Raw genomic sequence first — 18,798 nt, forward strand, 5'->3', positions numbered from 1 at the left:
AAGCTGTGGTGGGAGGGGGTTTCCGGCGCGTGGGACCGTCACCTTGTGTCCGCATTGATGCGTGGAAGAACGGGTACGTACGCGTGTCCGGATGCCGGACGCCGGTCCACGACAATCGGTATGGGGCGGCTTGTTGCCACCTCCGTGTTCCGGATTGCGGTCCCCGAAGTACTAACGTCTGCATCCCGGCCATTTCCTACCGCAATCACCCGCGGAAGTACCCCCGGAACTCCGCGCAGAACCCCGCAGCAACCCCCGGCCGGACGAGGGAGACAACCGACGATGAACCGCAAGACTCTGGTGCTGCCCGCGCTCGCCGGGCTGCTCGTCCCCACGCTCGCCGCCTGCGGCTCGGGCTCCGGCGCCGAGGACGGAGAAGGCAGCACCATCGCGGTCGGCACCACCGACCACTTCGCGGTCACCAAGGACACTCCCGCCCCCTTCGACCCGGCGGCCTCCTACGACGTCAGCGCCTGGAACGTCATGCGCAACACCTTCCAGACGCTGCTGCGCATGCCCCGCTCCGGCACCGAGCCGGTGCCCGACGCCGCCGAGCGCTGCGGGTTCACCGACCAGCAGAACGAGCAGTACCGCTGCACCATCCGGGACGGACTGCAGTTCTCCAACGGGCACCGACTCGACGCCAAGGACGTGGAGTTCTCCGTCAAGCGCGTCCTCGGCATCAACTTCGACAACGGCCCGGCGACCCTGCTGAGCGACGTCGACAAGGTCGAGGCCACCAGCGACACCGAGGTCGTCTTCCACCTCAAGAAGCCGGACGCCACCTTCCCGTACAAGCTCGCCACCCCGGCCGCCTCCATCGTCGACAGCGAGACCTACCCGATCGACGACTTCGTCAAGGGCTTCAAGGTCACCGGCTCCGGCCCGTACACGCTCGGCGACTTCGACGGCGACGACAAGAAGGCCGTCTTCACCCGCAACCCGGACTACAAGGGCGGGCTGAAGGTACGGAACCAGAAGATCGAGATGCGCTTCTACCCGAGCTCGGGCGACATGGAGAAGGCGCTCACCTCCGGCGACATCGACCTGATGAACCGCACCATCTCGCCCGGCCAGATCTCCAAGCTGGAGAACAACCGGGAGGACGACATCGAGCTCGTCGAGCAGCCCGGCCAGGAGATCCGCTACCTGGTCTTCAACACCGAGGACGGCACCGCCGGACGCAAGGCCGTACGCCAGGCCATGGCGCAGCTCATCGACCGCCAGGAGCTCGTCCGCGACGCCTACGCGCGCACCTCGGAGCCGCTGTACTCCCTCGTCCCCGGCGGCCTCACCGGCCACCGCAACTCGTTCTTCAACGAGTACGGCGAGCCCGACGCCAAGGCGGCCCGCGACATCCTCCGCAAGGCCGGCATCAACACCCCGGTCAAGCTGACGATGCACTACACCACCGACCACTACGGCGAGGCCACCGCCAAGGAGTTCGCGACGCTGAAGAAGCAGCTCAACTCCAGCGGGCTGTTCGACGTCGAGGTCAAGGGCGTGCCCTGGGACAAGTACCGTCCCGCGGCCCAGGAGGGCGAGTACCAGGTCTACAGCTACGGCTGGTTCCCGGACTTCCCCGACCCGGACAACTACATCGCCCCGTTCTTCGAGAAGAACAACTTCCTCAACAGCTCGTACACCAACACCGAGATCCGCCACAAGCTGATCCCGCAGACCCGCCGCGAGGCCGAACGCACCTCCACCACCGGCCAGTTCGGGCGCGTGCAGGACATCGTCGCCGAGGAGGTGCCGGTGCTCCCGCTGTGGCAGGGCAAGCAGTACGTCGCCGCCGGCGACGACATCACCGGCGTCGAGTGGGTCCTCAACTCCTCCTCGGGCCTCCAGCTCTGGGAACTGGCCCGGGGCGCGAAGGGCTGACCCGCCGCGCGGTTCCCCGCGTCCCTCCGGGCGCGGGGAACCCGCGGGGCGCTACTGCGAGGCGCCCGGGTGCACCAGTCCGCTCTCGTAGGCGTACACCGCGGCCTGCACGCGGTCCCGCAGGCCCAGCTTCGTCAGCACATGGCCGACGTGCGTCTTGACCGTCGTCTCGCTGACGAACAGATCCGCGGCGATCTCCGCGTTCGACAGGCCGCGCGCCACCAGCTTCAGCACCTCGACCTCGCGCTCCGTGAGCTGGTGCAGCGTGTTCGGCGCCGGCTCCTCGCCCGAGGGCAGCTTCCCCGCGTACTTGTCCAGCAGCCGCCGGGTGATGCTCGGGGCCAGCATCGCCTCGCCCTCGGCCACCACCCGGATCGCCTGCACCAGTTCCCCGGCGGGCGCGTCCTTCAGCAGGAAGCCGCTCGCCCCGGCCCGCAGCGCCTCGACCACGTACTCGTCGAGGTCGAAGGTCGTCAGGACGAGGACCTTCGCCGGGCCGTCCTTCGCGGGGCCGGTGATCCGGCGGGTCGCCTCGACGCCGTCCATGCGCGGCATCCGGATGTCCATCAGCACCACGTCGGGCTGGAGGGCCCGCACCTGGTCCAGGGCCTGGAGGCCGTCCCCCGCCTCACCGACGACGGCGATGTCCGACTCCGCCTCCAGGATCATGCGGAAGCCGGTGCGCAACAGCGGCTGGTCGTCGACCAGCAGAACGCGGACAGCCACGTAAATTCCCTCCAGGGACGGCAGACAGCAGGTGCGCCCTCATTCTCGCCCAGCCGCCACCCCGGCGCGGCCCCGCCCCGGCGACGCCGGACCGTGCCTCACCCGGAGCGCGGCGCCCCCGTCATTCGGAGCGCGGCGCCCCCGTCATTCGGAGCGGGGCTCCGGCAGGCGCGGCTGGATCATCAGCGGGTACGGCGGGGGAGTGCCGCCGAACTCGGGGCAGTGCGCCTGGTGATCGCACCAGTCGCACAGCTTGCTCGGCTTCGGACGCCAGTCGCCCGTCTCCGTCGCCCGCGAGATCGCGTCCCACAGCGCCAGCAGCTTCCGCTCCACGCCCCGCAGATCGCTCTCGTCCGGGTCGTACGTCAGGACGTCGCCGCTGCCGAGGAAGACCAGCTGGAGCCGCCGGGGCACCACCCCGCGCAGCCGCCACAGCACCAGCGCGTAGAACTTCATCTGGAACAGCGGGCCGTCCCGGAACTCCGGACGCGGCGCCTTGCCCGTCTTGTAGTCGACGATCCGGACCTCGCCCGTCGGCGCGATGTCGACGCGGTCGATCACCCCGCGCAGCCGCAGCCCCGAATCGAGCTTCGCCTCCACGAACAGCTCGCGCTCGGCGGGCTCCAGACGCGCCGGATCCTCCAACGTGAACCAGCGCTCGACCAGTTGCTCCGCCTCGGAGAGCCAGCGGGCCAGCTCCGCGCCGTCCTCGGTGTCGTCCGCGAACAGCTCGGCCAGCTCGGGCCGTTTGGCCAGCAGCCGCTCCCACTCGCCGGGCACCAGCGAGCGCGCGAGCGGCGCGTCCCGCTGCTCGGCGGGGGCGTCGAACAGCCGCTCCAGCACCGCGTGCACGACCGTGCCGCGGGTGGCGGCGGAGGACGGGCGCTCCGGCAGCTTGTCGATCACCCGGAACCGGTACAGCAGCGGGCACTGCATGAAGTCGCCCGCGCGGGACGGCGACAGCGAGCTGGGCGGCGATGCGGCACGGGTTCTCATGGGGTACGACCCTACGGGCCGCCACTGACAAGTGGCGCATACCATCGACTGCATACAGCCCCGTCCTGCATGATCATGGGCAACCGCGCAGCGCGGGGTGCGAGGCAGCAGCAGAGGGGAACCCGTGGAGGACACGGACAACGGCGGCAACCAGCGCACGGACGGAGCAGCTCCGTCCGGCGCCCGCGGCGACGGCGTCCGCGAGGACGGCGAGCGCCGCCGGGGACACGAGCGCCCCGAGGCCGCCGAGGCCACCGGCGCGCACGAGCCCGACGGCACCGACGACACCGCCCCGTCCGGCCCCCGCGACGCGACGCCGGACGAGGAGACCCCGTCCGCCGAGGCCGAGCCGAAGCCGGACGGGGGGAACGCGGGCGACGACGCCGCCGACGAGGCACCCGAGCCCACCAAGCCCCCCGAGCTCACCAAGCCCACGGAGCCCGGGAACACCCCCGCCGAAGCCCCCGAGCCCACCGGCGCCCCGGACGAGCACCCGCCCCCCAAGCCCGCGCCCACCCCCGCCGAGGACCGGCGGACCCGCCCAGCGGGCGGCGGCATCCTCATGGGCCGCCCCTTCGGCGTGCCCGTGTACGTCGCGCCGAGCTGGTTCCTCGTCGCGGCGCTGATCACCTGGGTCTTCGGCGGCCAGCTCGACCGCGTGCTGCCGCACCTCGGCTTCACCCGGTACCTGATCGCGCTCTTCTTCGCCGTCGCCTTCTACGCCTCCGTCCTCATCCACGAACTGGCGCACACCGTCGCCGCGCTCCGCTTCCGGCTCCCGGTCCGGCGGATCCAGCTGCAGTTCTTCGGCGGCGTCTCCGAGATCGAGAAGGAGAGCGAGACGCCGGGACGCGAGTTCGTCCTCGCCTTCGTCGGCCCGCTGCTCTCCCTCGTCCTCGCCGGGATCTTCTACGCGGGCATGCAGGCCGTCGAGCCCGGCACCGTCCCGGGCGTGCTGCTCGCGGGCCTGATGGTCTCCAACCTGATCGTCGCCGTCTTCAACCTGCTGCCCGGACTCCCGCTCGACGGCGGGCGGATGCTGCGCGCCCTGGTCTGGAAGCTCAGCGGCCGGCCGATGACCGGCACCGTCTTCGCCGCCTGGACGGGCCGCGCGCTGGCCCTCGTCGTCCTGGTCGGGCTCCCGCTGACCACGCACGCCACCGGCCTCACCGAGGACGGCCTCAGCGGCGTCGACACCCTCACCGACGCGCTGCTCGCCGCGATCCTCGCCGCGATCATCTGGACCGGCGCGGGGAACAGCCTGCGCATGGCGCGGCTGCGGGAGCACCTGCCCGAGCTGCGCGCCCGCGCCCTCACCCGCCGCGCCGTGCCGGTACGCACGGACACCCCGCTCTCCGAGGCGCTGCGCCGGGCCAACGACGCGGGCGCCCGCGCCCTCGTCGTCGTCGACGGCCTGGGCGAACCGCTGTCGCTGGTCCGCGAGGCCGCGATCGTCGGCGTCCCCGAACACCGCCGCCCCTGGGTCGCGGTGAGCACGCTCGCGCAGGACCTGAAGGACGGGATGCGGGTCCCCGCCGAGCTCGCCGGCGAGGAGCTGCTGGACCATCTGCGGGCCACTCCGGCCACCGAGTACCTGGTCGTCGAGGACACCGGCGCGATCTACGGAGTACTGGCCACCGGGGACGTCGAGCGGGCCTTCGTCGCGGCCATGGGAAAGAGCCCCGGTCACAACCGTTAGTCTGTGCGTATGTCCGAACCGACCGGTGCCGCCCGCCGTCGCGGGCCCTTCAAGGTCGGGGACCAGGTCCAGCTCACCGATCCCAAGGGACGCCACTACACGATCACGCTCGAAGCCGGGAAGAGCTTCCACACCCACAAGGGTGCCTTCCCGCACGACGAACTGATCGGCGCCCCTGAGGGCAGTGTCGTCCGTACGACCGGAAACGTCGCCTACCTGGCGCTGCGCCCCCTGCTCCCCGACTACGTCCTGTCCATGCCCCGCGGAGCCGCGGTCGTCTACCCCAAGGACGCCGGCCAAGTGCTCGCCATGGCCGACATCTTCCCCGGCGCGCGCGTCGTCGAGGCGGGTGTCGGATCCGGCTCGCTGAGCACCTTCCTGCTGCGCGCCATCGGTGACGACGGCATGCTGCACAGCTACGAACGCCGCAGCGACTTCGCCGAGATCGCCGAGCAGAACGTCCAGCGGTACTTCGGCGGTCCCCACCCCGCGTGGACCCTCACCGTCGGAGACCTCCAGGACAACCTGAGCGACACCGAGGTCGACCGCGTCATCCTCGACATGCTCGCCCCCTGGGAGTGCCTCGACGCCGTCTCCAAGGCGCTGGTCCCCGGCGGCATCGTCTGCTGCTACGTCGCGACCACCACGCAGATGGCGCGCATGGTCGAGACGATCCGCGAGCACGGCACCTTCAACGAGCCGCAGGCCTGGGAGACCATGGTCCGCAACTGGCACGTCGAGGGCCTCGCCGTACGCCCCGACCACCGCATGATCGGCCACACCGGCTTCCTGCTGACCGCACGCCGTCTCGCCGACGGCGTGGAGCCCCCGCTCCGCCGCCGCCGTCCCTCCAAGGGCGCGTACGGCGAGGACTACACGGGCCCGGGCAGCACCTCGGGCGCCAAGAAGTAACCGCCGGCCAGGACCGGAACCCTCGAGCGGCCCCGCGGGCGAGTCACCAACTCGCCCGCGGGGCCGCTGTGTTGGGTACGGAAGGCCGGTGAGCGAAGGCACCCCCGCCGTTCCGCGGACGTGTGACGTATGGCACGATGCTCGGAATCCCCCGCAGCATATTTCTCACAGGAGTCACCAGGCGTGACGGAACTGCCACACACCCGTACCCGCACCGTGCACTGGGTCGCCACCGCCACGGCTCTCGCCGCCGTCGTCGGGGCCACCGCCTTCGTCCAGCCCGCCGCCGAACCGGCGCATTCCACCAGCCTCACCACCGCCTCCGTGGGCTCCGCGCCCAACGCCACGGAGGCGAACTACCCGCTCGACTGCGGGAAGCCGGGGGCTCCGGTCGACGTCGTCGACCAGGCCGCCACCGACTTCGACCATGACGGCCGCAGCGAGACCGTCGCCGTCGCCCGCTGCGACTCGGAGACCGGCAGCCCGCCGCACGGCATCTTCGTGCTCGCCCCGACCGACGACCCGGGCAAGGCCCCGAAGGTCGTCACCACGCTCGTCCCGGCCGACGAGCGGATGCAGGTGAAGGACTTCCGCGTCAGCGAGGGGACCGTCTCCGCGACGCTGCTCGGCTACTCCTCGTCCGAGGTCCCGCGCTGCTGCCCGGACCGGCAGCGTGACGTGAAGTGGGAGTGGAAGAACGGTCAGTTCGAGCTGATCCCCGCTCCTGTCGCGGGGAGTGCGCAGAGCATCTGACGCGCTACACAGCGTCATACGGCGGCCGTTGGGAAAAACGCCGCCCTCCGTGGGCGCCGGGGGAGACCCCGGCGCCCACGGTCGTCACTCGGCGTCGGGACCGTAGACCTCTACGCGGTCGGAAGCCCGGCGCACGTGAATGCAGTCGCCCGGGCACTCCTTGGCCGAATCCACCACGTCGTTCAGCAGCGGAAGCGGAACCGGGGTCGTCGCGCCCTCGGTCTGCAGGAGTTCGTCATCGGCACTCTTGACGTACGCCAGCCCGTCGATGTCCAGCTCGAAGACCTCGGGTGCGTACTGCGCGCAGATGCCGTCGCCCGTGCACAGGTCCTGGTCGATCCAGACCTCGAGAGCCTCATCGCCGGTGCTGCCGGTGCTCATCCTTGTGCCTGCCGTTCCTGCGCTCGATATCGGAATAGTGCCACCCACGAAGGGTGTTGACCTTCCTGACCATACAACCGGCGGCTTTCCGATGTTGATGGGTGGGTATTCCCCAGGCGTGAGGGAGTGCGCAAGGGTGAAGATCGGACACACCCCGACACGTCTTTGTGATCTAGGGGTTTCAACCCGCACCGGCCCAGGTAGGGTCAGGAAGCGTCCAGCTCCCCCTGGAGGAGGTGAGGACCGTGGCAGCCCACGACGACGACATCAACCGCGGCACCCGGGCCGGTCGAGGTTCCGATGACCCGTCCGCTCAGGTCGCGTATCTAGAGCAGGAAATCGCCGTCCTGCGCCGCAAGCTCGCTGACTCTCCGCGCCATACTCGGATTCTTGAGGAGCGGATCGTCGAGCTGCAGACCAACCTGGCCGGCGTGACCGCTCAGAACGAGCGGCTCTCCAACACGCTCCGTGAGGCGCGCGATCAGATCGTGGCCCTCAAGGAGGAGGTCGACCGGCTGGCACAGCCACCGGCGGGTTTCGGTGTCTTTCTGCAGGCGAACGAGGACGGTACGGCCGACATCTTCACCGGCGGACGCAAACTGCGGGTGAACGTCAGTCCAAGCGTCGAACTCGAAGAGCTCAGGCGCGGCCAGGAGCTCATGCTCAACGAAGCGCTCAACGTGGTCGAGGCCATGGAGTTCGAGCGCGCCGGCGACATCGTCACGCTCAAGGAGATCCTCGAGGACGGCGAGCGCGCCCTCGTCGTCGGGCACACCGACGAGGAGCGGGTCGTACGGCTCGCGGAGCCGCTGCTCGACACCACCATCCGCGCGGGCGACGCGCTCCTGCTGGAGCCGCGCTCCGGCTATGTCTACGAGGTGGTGCCCAAGAGCGAGGTCGAGGAACTCGTCCTCGAAGAGGTCCCGGACATCGACTACACCAAGATCGGTGGACTCGGCGGCCAGATCGAGCTCATCCGGGACGCGGTCGAACTCCCTTATCTCTACCCCGACCTGTTCAAGGAGCACGAACTGCGCCCGCCCAAGGGCGTTCTGCTCTACGGCCCGCCCGGCTGCGGCAAGACGCTGATCGCGAAGGCCGTCGCCAACTCGCTGGCCAAGAAGGTCGCCGAGGTGACGGGCAAGCCCCAGGGGAAGAGCTACTTCCTCAACATCAAGGGCCCGGAGCTCCTCAACAAGTACGTCGGCGAGACGGAGCGGCACATCCGCCTCGTCTTCCAGCGCGCCCGGGAGAAGGCGAGCGAAGGCACCCCCGTCATCGTCTTCTTCGACGAGATGGACTCGCTCTTCCGCACCCGCGGCAGCGGCGTCAGCTCGGACGTGGAGAACACCATCGTTCCGCAGCTGCTCTCCGAGATCGACGGTGTCGAGGGCCTGGAGAACGTCATCGTCATCGGTGCCTCGAACCGCGAGGACATGATCGACCCGGCGATCCTCCGCCCCGGCCGTCTCGACGTGAAGATCAAGATCGAGCGTCCGGACGCCGAGGCCGCGAAGGACATCTTCTCGAAGTACCTGACGCCCAACCTCCCGCTGCACGTGGACGATCTGAGCGAGCACGGCGACAGCAGGGACGCCGCGGTGGACGCGATGATCCAGTCCGTCGTGGAGCAGATGTACGCGGAGTCGGAGGAGAACCGCTTCCTCGAGGTCACCTACGCCAACGGTGACAAGGAAGTGCTCTACTTCAAGGACTTCAACTCCGGTGCCATGATCGAGAACATCGTGGGCCGGGCCAAGAAGATGGCGATCAAGGCCTTCCTCGACCAGAACCAGCGGGGCCTGCGCGTCTCCCACCTTCTCGCCGCCTGCGTCGACGAGTTCAAGGAGAACGAGGACCTGCCCAACACCACCAACCCCGACGACTGGGCCCGCATCTCCGGCAAGAAGGGCGAGCGGATCGTCTACATCCGCACCCTCGTCACCGGGAAGCAGGGCGCGGACACCGGCCGGTCCATCGACACGGTGGCCAACACCGGCCAGTACCTGTAGAGCAGTCACCGTCCGGCTGCGGAGCCGGCGGATCCGCCGCGAGCGGGCCGCCGGGATCCGCAGCCGGACTGTTTAGCAGTCCGAGTGACGTCCGAGAGCAGTCCGAGGACGAGTCCGAGAAGTCCGCCGAGTGATCTCCACACGTCCGCTCGCGCGATTTAGGCTCTGTACCGGGAAGCTCCCCACCTCCGCGGCCCCGGCCGCGGGCGGCGGGGAACGCAGCGGAAGCGGGCCGGTCGTGCGGCGGGACTTGAGCGGTGACCCGGCCGCGGGCCGCCGCCGGGCAAGGAGGGCCGCATGACCGTACGGCGAGTAATGGGCATCGAGACCGAGTACGGGATCTCCGTGCCGGGACATCCGGGCGCCAACGCCATGCTCACCTCGTCCCAGGTCGTCAACGCGTACGCGGCGGCGATGCACCGGGCGCGCCGCGCCCGCTGGGACTTCGAGGAGGAGAACCCGCTGCGGGACGCCCGCGGCTTCGACCTCGCGCGCGAGGCCGCCGACGCCAGCCAGCTCACGGACGAGGACATCGGCCTGGCCAACGTCATCCTCACCAACGGCGCCCGGCTCTACGTCGACCACGCGCACCCCGAGTACAGCGCCCCCGAGGTCACCAACCCGATGGACGCGGTGCTGTGGGACAAGGCGGGCGAGCGGATCATGGCGGAGGCCGCGGAGCGGGCCGCCGAGGTTCCCGGTACCCAGCCGATCCACCTCTACAAGAACAACACCGACAACAAGGGCGCCTCGTACGGGACGCACGAGAACTACCTGATGAAGCGGGAGACCGCCTTCTCGGACATCGTGCGGCACCTGACGCCGTTCTTCGTCTCCCGGCAGGTCGTCTGCGGCGCCGGCCGGGTCGGGCTCGGGCAGGACGGCAGCGAGCACGGCTTCCAGCTGAGCCAGCGGGCCGATTACTTCGAGGTCGAGGTGGGCCTGGAGACGACGCTCAAGCGCCCGATCATCAACACCCGCGACGAGCCGCACGCCGACGCGGAGAAGTACCGGCGCCTGCACGTCATCATCGGTGACGCGAACCTCTCCGAAGTGTCCACCTATCTCAAGCTGGGCACCACCGCGCTGGTCCTGTCGATGATCGAGGACGGCTTCATCGCCGTCGATCTCGCCGTCGACCAGCCCGTACGCACCCTCCACCAGGTCTCGCACGACCCGGGGCTCGGCCGGCTGATCACGCTGCGCAGCGGGCGGACACTCACCGCTGTCCAGTTGCAGATGGAGTACTGCGAGCTGGCCAGGAAGTACGTCGAGGAGCGCTGGGGCGCGGACGCGGACGCCCAGACCCAGGACGTCCTCACCCGCTGGGAAGACGTCCTCACGCGCCTGGAGACCGACCCGATGAGCCTCTCCGGGGAGCTGGACTGGGTCGCCAAGCGGGAGCTGATGGAGGGCTACCGGCGCCGGGACGGCCTCGAATGGGACGCGCCGCGGCTGCACTTGGTCGACCTCCAGTACGCGGACGTACGCCGCGACAAGGGGCTCTACAACCGGCTGGCCGAGCGCGGGAAGATCCAGCGGCTGCTGTCCGAGGAGGACGTCCGCCGGGCCGTGGGCAAGCCGCCGGAGGACACCAGGGCGTACTTCCGCGGCCGCTGCCTGGAGCAGTACGCGGACGACGTCGCCGCCGCGAGCTGGGACTCGGTGATCTTCGACCTGCCGGGCCGCGACTCCCTCCAGCGCGTGCCCACCCTGGAGCCGCTGCGGGGCACCAGGGACCACGTCAAGGCGCTGCTGGACCGCTGTCGCACGGCCGAGGAACTGGTGCGGGTGCTTTCCGGCCACTGAGGGGCAGCGCGCGCACCGGGCGGTACCGATCCGGGGCCGGATCGGGGGCTATCGCGTCCCCCGCGGGGGAATCATCGCTATGGCTTCCGGACGTTGAAGCAGGTGCAGGGAAGTACCGGAAAGTACGGAGCCGAAGTCGGTCCCTGCTTGTAGGGTCTGATCTTGCACGTCTCGCGTACACCGAACCGAGCGGGGTGAGGGAAATGGCGACCAAGGACACCGGCGGCGGTCAGCAGAAGGCGACGCGCCAGACCGAGGAGACCGAGGAACAGGTCGAAGAAACCCAGTCGTCCGAGGACCTCAAGGAACGCCAGGAGGCTCTCTCGGACGACGTGGATTCCGTGCTCGACGAAATCGATGACGTACTCGAGTCCAACGCAGAGGACTTCGTCCGCTCCTTCGTGCAGAAGGGCGGGGAGTAATTCCGCCACCGTCCCTCCCGGCCGCGGGGCCGGAACGGACGGACGTGAGCCGCGAGGCTGACCGAGGAATTCGCCGGGCGGCCTGCCCGCGGGCAGTACCGCTCGCGCGCAGGCCGTCCGGCGTACGGGGCGGGGCCCGGGGTCCCGCTCCGTACGGAAGATCCGAAGCATGTGGATCACGCCAGTCCGAAGGGTAGGGTCCGTGGCGTAATGTGCTTCAGCCGCACCGCGGCCCAGGGGCAGTTCAAGGACCGGCCCGGCCAGTCGATACGGGCCAATTGCCTACGTGGAAGGAAACGTGTGGAAGCCAACACTCGTAGCAACGGGCGTCTGCCAGCTGCCTTCCTGACGCCTGGTTCATCCTCGTTCATGGACTTCCTGTCCGAGCACGCTCCCGAAGTGCTCCCCGGTAACCGGCCGTTGCCGCGCGTGGAGGGCGCCGTGGAAGCACCGCACGGGACGACGATCGTCGCCGCCGCCTTCCCCGGCGGTGTGCTGCTGGCCGGCGACCGGCGGGCGACGATGGGCAACGTCATCGCCCAGCGGGACATCGAGAAGGTCTTCCCCGCCGACGAGTACTCGGCGGTGGGCATCGCGGGCACGGCCGGGCTCGCGGTCGAGATGGTGAAGCTCTTCCAGCTGGAGCTGGAGCACTTCGAGAAGGTCGAGGGCTCGCAGCTCTCCCTGGAGGGCAAGGCCAACCGCCTCTCCACGATGATCCGCAGCAACCTCGGCATGGCCATGCAGGGGCTGGCGGTCGTCCCGCTGTTCGCGGGGTACGACGTCAACCGCGGCAAGGGCCGGATCTTCAGCTACGACGTGACGGGCGGGCGTTCCGAGGAGCCGGGCTTCGCGGCCGTCGGCTCGGGTTCGGTCTTCGCGCGCGGCTCCCTGAAGAAGCTCTACCGCGAGGACCTGACGGAGCAGCAGGCCGCGACGGCCGTCGTGCAGGCGCTGTACGACGCGGCGGACGACGACTCGGCCACCGGCGGCCCCGACCTGACGCGGCGGATCTACCCGATCGTCACCGTCATCACGGACGAGGGCTTCCGGCGGCTGCCCGACGACGAGGTCGCCGGGATCGCGCGCACGGTGCACGAGGGCCGGCTGGAGCTGCCCAACGGGCCGCAGGCCCCGGTCTCCTAGCCACATGCTCATGGGGCCCGTACGCCCTGACGGACAGACAGGAAGGGACGGATAGCCGGTGTCGACGCCGTTCTATGTCTCACCACAGCAGGCCATGGCGGACCGCGCCGAGTACGCCCGCAAGGGCATCGCGCGCGGGCGCAGCGTGGTCGTGTTGCAGTACGCCGACGGCATCGTGTTCGTCGCGGAGAATCCCTCGCGCGCGCTGCACAAGGTCAGTGAGATCTACGACCGGATCGCCTTCGCGGCGGTCGGCAAGTACAACGAGTTCGAGAATCTGCGGATCGGCGGCGTCCGTTACGCGGATCTGCGGGGCTACACCTACGACCGGGAGGACGTCACCGCACGCGGCCTCGCGAACGTGTACGCGCAGACGCTTGGCACGATCTTCTCCAGCAACGGCGAGAAGCCGTACGAGGTCGAGCTGATCGTCGCCGAGGTCGGTCCGGAGCCGGAGGACGACCAGATCTACCGGCTGCCGCACGACGGTTCGATCGTGGACGAGCACGGCTCGGTCGCGGTCGGCGGCAACGCCGAGCAGATCAGCACGTATCTGGACCAGCGGCACCGCGACGACATGTCGCTGAGTGAGGCGCTGAAGCTCGCCGTCGCCTCCCTCTCGCGGGACAACAACGGCGGCGAGCGGAGCCTGACGGGCGACCAGTTGGAGGTCGCCGTGCTGGACCGGAAGCGGCCGCAGCAGCGGAAGTTCAAGCGGGTGCTGGGCACCCAGCTCTCGCGGCTGCTGGACGAGGCGCCCGCGGGCGCGTCCGGTTCCGACGCGGCCGACTCCGGTGCGCAGGAGCCGGGTTCGGGCGCGGAGGACGCGGACGGTTCGGGCGAGAGCGGTGCATCGAAGCCGGACTGAGCCGGCACGTGTGAGGTGCCCCGGCGGGTCAACTCCCGCCGGGGCACGCGTGTTTGGGCGCGCCGTCAGGCGGGCGCCGGGCCGGTGGAGCCGCGCGGGACGAGGGTGACGGGCAGCGCCGCGCCGCCGGGGGCGGGGCCGTGTGCGGGGGAGAGGCCGGCGAGCAGGGCCCGCATGCCGGCGGCGCCGAACTCCTCGGCGGGCAGCCGGACGGTGGTGAGTTCGGGTTCGAGCGCGGTGGCCAGCGTCAGGTCGTCGAAGCCGGTGACGGACACGTCCTCGGGGACGCGCAGGCCGAGCCGTCGCGCCGCCTTGCAGGCGCCGGCGGCGACCAGGTCGTCGTCGCAGACCAGCGCCGTGGGCCGGGGCCCCGGCGCGGTGAGGGCGCGCGTCGCGGCGGCGCACGCCTCCGGGACGGCGAGCGCGGTGCGCTCGGTGCGCAGCAGCGCGGCGCCCGTGCCCGTGAGCGCCCCGGACAGCGCGCGGGCGCGCTCGCGGAACGTCCAGGAGTCGACGGCCGCGGCGAGGTGGGCGAGGCGGCGGTGGCCGAGCCCGGTGAGGTGGGCGACGGTCTGCCGCATGCCGTCGGCGATGTCCAGGTTGACGGTGGCCGCCGCGTCCGGCGCCGCGGGGTCGCTGTCGAGCATCACCAGCGGCAGCCCGGCCTCGCGGAGCGCGGCCAGGGCCTCGGGCGCCATCGAGGAGGCGATGACGCCGTCGAGCGCCGTGCGGGACGAGCCGAAGGGGTCGGGCGCGGGGCCCGTGCCCTCGGGCGACGGGTAGAGGACCACGCCGAAGTCGTGCTCGGCGGCGACGGCGGCCGCGCCGGTGTGCACCCGCGCGAAGAAGTCGCTGCCGAGGACGGGGACGACGAGCAGCGCCGTCCTGGTGCGCCCCAGCCGGAGGCTGCGGGCCGCGAGGTTGGGGCGGTAGCCGAGGGCCTGCGCCGCCGCGGTGACGGCCTCGGCGGTGCGGGCCGAGACGCGGCCCTCGCCCTTGCCGCCGAGCACGAGCGAGACGGTCGCCTGCGAGACGCCCGCCCGCCGGGCCACGTCCCGGCCGGTGACGCGCCGTCCGTCGTCCTGCCGCGGGCTCGCCATGCTCCGGTGTCCTCTCCTGGGGTGCGGCCCGTCCCGGGTGCCGCGGCGGCCTGAACCGTGCGCGCGGGGCTGTGGAACGGGGTGCCGACATGGTACGTATGACCCGCGCGTTATACGTATGACCCCGGTGCGGGGCGGCGAGAGGGGCGGCACGGCATGGCGACGGGATACGGACGACTGCTGCGCGCGAAACACGCGCTCCGGCTGCTCGCGGGGACGCTCGTGGGGCGGCTGCCGAACGCGACGGCGCCGCTGGCGATCGTCCTCTTCACCCGCGCCGAGGGCGGGAGTTACTCGCTCGCCGGCATCCTCTCCGCCGTCTACGGGCTGGCCACGGCGGTCGGCCAGCCCGCGCTGGGCCGGCTCGTCGACCTGTTCGGCCAGCCGCGGGTGATGCTGCCCGCCGCGGTGGTCTCGGCCGTCGGCATGGCGCTGTTCGCGGCCGCGGGCCCCGACCCGGTACCGGTCGCCGCGGCGGCCGTCCTGGTGGCCGGGCTCTTCACGCCGCCGCTGGAGGGCGGGCTGCGCGCGCTGTGGCCGAGCGTCCTGGGCGACGGGTCCGGCGACGAGGAGCGCGGCCAGGGCTCCGGCGCGCACGCCGTGCAGGCCGCGTACGCGCTGGACGCGGTCGCCCAGGAGGTCATGTTCGCCGTCGGCCCGATGCTGGTGACGCTGCTGGTCGCCGGGTGGAGCGAGGCCGCCGCGCTGCTGGTGATCAACGTGCTCGGGGTGCTCGGGGCGCTCTCCGTCGTCGTCTCGCCGCCCTCGCGGGCCTGGCGCTCCGCGCCCCGCGAGGCGCACTGGCTGGGGGCGCTGCGCTCGGGCGGGCTGCTCGTCCTGCTCGGCGCGTTCTTCTTCGTCGGCCTCGCGCTCGGCTCGATCGCCGTCGCCGCCGTCGGGTACGCGGAGGAGCACGGCGGCGGCTTCGTCTCCAGCTACCTGCTGTCCGCGCTGGGCCTCGGCGCGCTCGTCGGCGGCGTCGGCTACGGGGCGCGGCACTGGGCCGGAGTGCCGGAGCGGCGGCTGCGCATCCTGGTCGGCGCGCTGGCCGCCGGGTACCTGCCGCTGGCGTGGACGCCCGGCGTGCCCGCGATGACCCTGCTGGCCGGGGTGTCGGGGGTGTTCCTCGCGCCCGCGCTGGCCTGCGCCTTCGTCGTGGTGGACCGGCACGCGCCCTCGGGGACGGTCACCGAGGCGTTCTCCTGGCTGGTGACCACCTTCGGCGTGGGCGCGGCCGCCGGCACCGCCGTGGTCGGGCCCGTCCTGGAGCGGGGCGGGCCTGCGGCAGCCTTCGGCGTCGCGGGCGCCGGAGGGGTGGCGGCGCTGCTCGTACTGCTGCTCACGGGGCGGGTGTTGTCGTCCGCGCGGACGGGCGCCGGGCCGGTGCGGGCCCGGGCGTACGCGGGCGAAAATGATCGGAACGGGCTCGTCGAACCCGGTTTCAGATCGGGCCGTCAGGCGTAATGTTCAGTCATGGACCGCCGAATCTTCGGGCTGGAGAACGAGTACGGCGTCACCTGCACGTTCCGGGGTCAGCGACGGCTGTCTCCCGACGAGGTGGCGCGGTACCTCTTCCGTCGTGTCGTGTCATGGGGCCGGAGCAGCAATGTGTTCCTGCGCAACGGCGCCCGCCTCTACCTGGACGTGGGGTCGCACCCGGAGTACGCGACTCCCGAATGCGACAACGTGACGGAACTCGTCACGCACGACAAGTCGGGGGAGCGGATTCTCGAAGGCCTCCTCGTCGATGCCGAACGCCGTCTGCACGAAGAAGGAATCGCGGGCGACGTCTACCTCTTCAAGAACAACACCGACTCGGCGGGCAACTCCTACGGCTGTCACGAGAATTATCTGGTGGCACGGCACGGGGAGTTCTCGCGGCTGGCCGACGTCCTCATTCCCTTCCTGGTCACCCGGCAGCTGATGTGCGGCGCGGGAAAGGTCCTGCAGACCCCCCGCGGCGCCGTGTACTGCGTCAGCCAGCGGGCCGAGCACATCTGGGAGGGCGTCTCCTCCGCGACGACCCGCTCCCGCCCCATCATCAACACCCGCGACGAGCCGCACGCCGACGCCGAGCGCTACCGGCGCCTGCACGTCATCGTCGGCGACTCCAACATGTCCGAGACGACGATGCTGCTGAAGGTCGGCGCCACCGACCTGGTGCTGCGCATGATCGAGGCGGGCACCGTCATGCGGGACCTGACGCTGGAGAACCCGATCCGGGCGATCCGCGAGGTCAGCCACGACATCACCGGCCAGCGGAAGGTGCGGCTGGCCAGCGGACGTGAGGCGTCCGCGCTCGAGGTGCAGGAGGAGTACTACGAGAAGGCCGTGGACTTCTGCGAGCGCAGGGGGCTGCGGACGGGCCGGATCGAGCAGGTGCTGGAGCTGTGGGGGCGCACGCTGGACGCGGTGCGCACCCAGCAGCTGGAGAAGGTCGACACCGAGATCGACTGGGTCATGAAGCACCAGCTCATCGAGCGGTACCGGGCGAAGAACAACATGAGCATGTCCCATCCGCGGGTCGCGCAGATAGACCTCGCCTACCACGACATCCACCGCCGTCGTGGGCTGTACTACCTGCTGGAGCGCAGCGGCCAGGCCAAGCGGATCTGCAACGACCTGAAGATCTTCGAGGGCAAGTCCGTGCCGCCGCAGACGACGCGGGCGCGGCTGCGCGGGGACTTCATCCGCCGCGCCCAGGAGCAGCGCCGGGACTTCACCGTCGACTGGGTGCACCTGAAGCTCAACGACCAGGCGCAGCGCACGGTGTTGTGCAAGGACCCGTTCCGGTCGGTGGACGAGCGGGTGGAGAAGCTCATCGCCGGTATGTGAACCGCGCCCGCACACCGCCGACTGCCGCCCCCGTGCGGCGCCGTCCCTCCGGACGGTGCCGCACGGGGGCGGTGTGGTGTGCGGAGAGGGTGAGGACGTCGTGTCGTCGGGGTGCTGGGGTGACAGGGAGGGGTCGTAGGGTTGGGCCCGACCGCCCGGACATCCCTACACCGCGAGTTGGACTCATGCTGCGAACTCCCCGGGGGAAGACCCCCCGTTTCCGGAAGCCCACCGTGCGCCGCGCCGCTGCGGCGGCGGTGGCCGTGCCTCTTCTGATCACCTCCGTGGCGGCCTGCGGCGGCGACGACTCGTCCGACGCGCAGGGCGGCGCCGCCCCGGCCGTCAGCGGCGACTTCGGGAAGACGCCCAAGGTGGAGAAGGGCGAGGGGGACCCGCCGAAGGACCTCCAGGAGAAGGTGCTGAAGGAGGGCAAGGGCCAGAAGGTCGAGAAGGGCGACACGATCAACGTCGACTACCTCGGCCAGCTGTGGAACGGCAAGGAGTTCGACAGCAGCTTCAAGCGCGGCCAGCCCGCGACGTTCCAGATCGGCACCGGCAACGTCATCAAGGGCTGGGACGAGGCGCTGGTCGGCAAGAAGCTCGGCAGCCGCGTCGAGATCGTCGTCCCGCCGGACAAGGGCTACGGCAAGCAGGGCCAGCCGCCGCAGATCCCGGGCAACTCCACGCTGGTCTTCGTCGTCGACCTGAAGAAGGTCATGCCGAGCAAGATCGACGGCAAGCCCTCGGACGAGCCGCAGAACCCGGAGCTTCCCGAGGTCAGCACCAAGATCGACGAGAAGAAGGCGCCCGAGGTCAAGATGCCGAAGGGCGAGGAGAAGGGCCCGGACGAGCTGGTCCGGCAGACGGTCATCGAGGGCGACGGCAAGAAGGTCGACGCGAAGAGCACCGTTCTCGCCAACTTCACCGCCAAGCGCTGGAAGCCGGGCGAGCAGGGCCGTCAGCTGGACGACACCTGGAAGATGGGCGGCCCGCAGGAGATCCCCGTCTCCCAGATCCCGGGCTGGAAGGAAGGTCTGGACGGGGTGAAGGAGGGCAGCCGCGTGGTGTTCTCCGTCCCGAAGGACGACTTCCCCAAGGAGCAGCAGAAGCAGTTCGGTTCGGGCGTCGTCTTCACCGTCGACGTCATCAACGTCAGCTGACGCCCCAGCGCGCAGGTCACGGCTGTGCGTACGGGGGTCACCGGGCGTGGCAGACTGGCGCAGTTGTCCGAAAGATTCGTTCGTAGGAGCCAATT

At 70.6% G+C, this 18,798-nt stretch carries 16 protein-coding genes; 12 read left to right on the plus strand and 4 right to left on the minus strand.

The window, feature by feature from the left end:
• The first annotated feature begins 282 nt into the window (after window positions 1-282).
• Entirely contained in the window at window positions 283-1,884 is a 1,602-nt protein-coding gene (locus HCC30_RS02820) for an ABC transporter substrate-binding protein (RefSeq protein ID WP_169440324.1), read from the plus strand.
• Window positions 1,885-1,935: 51 nt separating this feature from the next.
• Here the strand turns inward: HCC30_RS02820 and HCC30_RS02825 are convergent, their stop codons facing one another.
• Window positions 1,936-2,610, minus strand: coding sequence for a response regulator transcription factor (locus HCC30_RS02825; RefSeq protein ID WP_169440325.1), 675 nt, complete (start codon window positions 2,608-2,610; stop codon window positions 1,936-1,938).
• A gap of 144 nt (window positions 2,611-2,754) precedes the next feature.
• Window positions 2,755-3,606, minus strand: a complete 852-nt coding sequence (locus HCC30_RS02830) for a PD-(D/E)XK nuclease family protein (RefSeq protein WP_169440326.1) — start codon at window positions 3,604-3,606, stop codon at window positions 2,755-2,757.
• Between the two features lie 124 nt (window positions 3,607-3,730).
• Here HCC30_RS02830 and HCC30_RS02835 point away from each other — a divergent pair, with 124 nt between their 5' ends.
• The 3 genes from HCC30_RS02835 (at window position 3,731) to HCC30_RS02845 (ending at window position 6,970) form a co-directional block, all read left to right on the plus strand.
• On the plus strand, window positions 3,731-5,305 hold the full coding sequence (locus HCC30_RS02835) for a site-2 protease family protein (protein ID WP_169440327.1): 1,575 nt from the start codon (window positions 3,731-3,733) through the stop codon (window positions 5,303-5,305).
• A gap of 9 nt (window positions 5,306-5,314) precedes the next feature.
• Window positions 5,315-6,217, plus strand: coding sequence for a tRNA (adenine-N1)-methyltransferase (locus tag HCC30_RS02840; RefSeq protein WP_169440328.1), 903 nt, complete (start codon window positions 5,315-5,317; stop codon window positions 6,215-6,217).
• Between the two features lie 183 nt (window positions 6,218-6,400).
• Window positions 6,401-6,970: a hypothetical protein gene (locus tag HCC30_RS02845; protein WP_346776463.1), complete on the plus strand. Its 570-nt coding sequence runs from the start codon at window positions 6,401-6,403 to the stop codon at window positions 6,968-6,970.
• Window positions 6,971-7,054: 84 nt separating this feature from the next.
• On the opposite strand, the gene HCC30_RS02850 is transcribed toward HCC30_RS02845, so the two are convergent.
• Window positions 7,055-7,351 (minus strand): ferredoxin, encoded by a 297-nt coding sequence (locus HCC30_RS02850; RefSeq protein ID WP_169440330.1) that lies wholly within the window; start codon window positions 7,349-7,351, stop codon window positions 7,055-7,057.
• A 245-nt stretch (window positions 7,352-7,596) separates the two neighbouring features.
• On the opposite strand from HCC30_RS02850, the gene arc reads away from it, so the two are divergent.
• The 5 genes from arc to prcA all read left to right on the plus strand — a co-directional run bounded on the left by arc (window position 7,597) and on the right by prcA (window position 13,608).
• Window positions 7,597-9,363, plus strand: a complete 1,767-nt coding sequence (gene arc / locus HCC30_RS02855; protein ID WP_169440331.1) for a proteasome ATPase — start codon at window positions 7,597-7,599, stop codon at window positions 9,361-9,363.
• A 297-nt stretch (window positions 9,364-9,660) separates the two neighbouring features.
• Complete coding sequence (gene dop / locus HCC30_RS02860) at window positions 9,661-11,172, plus strand: depupylase/deamidase Dop (RefSeq protein ID WP_169440332.1); 1,512 nt, start codon at window positions 9,661-9,663, stop codon at window positions 11,170-11,172.
• Window positions 11,173-11,375: 203 nt separating this feature from the next.
• Window positions 11,376-11,594 (plus strand): ubiquitin-like protein Pup, encoded by a 219-nt coding sequence (locus HCC30_RS02865; protein WP_169440333.1) that lies wholly within the window; start codon window positions 11,376-11,378, stop codon window positions 11,592-11,594.
• Between the two features lie 300 nt (window positions 11,595-11,894).
• Window positions 11,895-12,740 (plus strand): proteasome subunit beta, encoded by an 846-nt coding sequence (gene prcB, locus HCC30_RS02870; protein WP_169440334.1) that lies wholly within the window; start codon window positions 11,895-11,897, stop codon window positions 12,738-12,740.
• A gap of 58 nt (window positions 12,741-12,798) precedes the next feature.
• Entirely contained in the window at window positions 12,799-13,608 is an 810-nt protein-coding gene (prcA, locus tag HCC30_RS02875; RefSeq protein WP_169440335.1) for a proteasome subunit alpha, read from the plus strand.
• 65 nt (window positions 13,609-13,673) lie between these two features.
• Here the strand turns inward: prcA and HCC30_RS02880 are convergent, their stop codons facing one another.
• On the minus strand, window positions 13,674-14,708 hold the full coding sequence (locus tag HCC30_RS02880; protein WP_169440336.1) for a LacI family DNA-binding transcriptional regulator: 1,035 nt from the start codon (window positions 14,706-14,708) through the stop codon (window positions 13,674-13,676).
• A 156-nt stretch (window positions 14,709-14,864) separates the two neighbouring features.
• Here HCC30_RS02880 and HCC30_RS02885 point away from each other — a divergent pair, with 156 nt between their 5' ends.
• From HCC30_RS02885 to HCC30_RS02895, 3 genes are all read left to right on the plus strand, one after another.
• Window positions 14,865-16,172, plus strand: coding sequence for an MFS transporter (locus tag HCC30_RS02885; RefSeq protein WP_169440337.1), 1,308 nt, complete (start codon window positions 14,865-14,867; stop codon window positions 16,170-16,172).
• 9 nt (window positions 16,173-16,181) lie between these two features.
• Window positions 16,182-17,543 carry a Pup--protein ligase gene (pafA, locus tag HCC30_RS02890; RefSeq protein WP_169440338.1) on the plus strand — a complete coding sequence of 454 codons (1,362 nt, stop codon included), beginning with the start codon at window positions 16,182-16,184 and terminating at the stop codon, window positions 17,541-17,543.
• A 263-nt stretch (window positions 17,544-17,806) separates the two neighbouring features.
• Window positions 17,807-18,703 carry an FKBP-type peptidyl-prolyl cis-trans isomerase gene (locus HCC30_RS02895; protein WP_346776464.1) on the plus strand — a complete coding sequence of 299 codons (897 nt, stop codon included), beginning with the start codon at window positions 17,807-17,809 and terminating at the stop codon, window positions 18,701-18,703.
• Window positions 18,704-18,798 lie beyond the last annotated feature (95 nt).

The sequence above is a fragment of the Streptomyces sp. HNM0574 genome (assembly GCF_012726235.1).
Classification (GTDB): domain Bacteria; phylum Actinomycetota; class Actinomycetes; order Streptomycetales; family Streptomycetaceae; genus Streptomyces.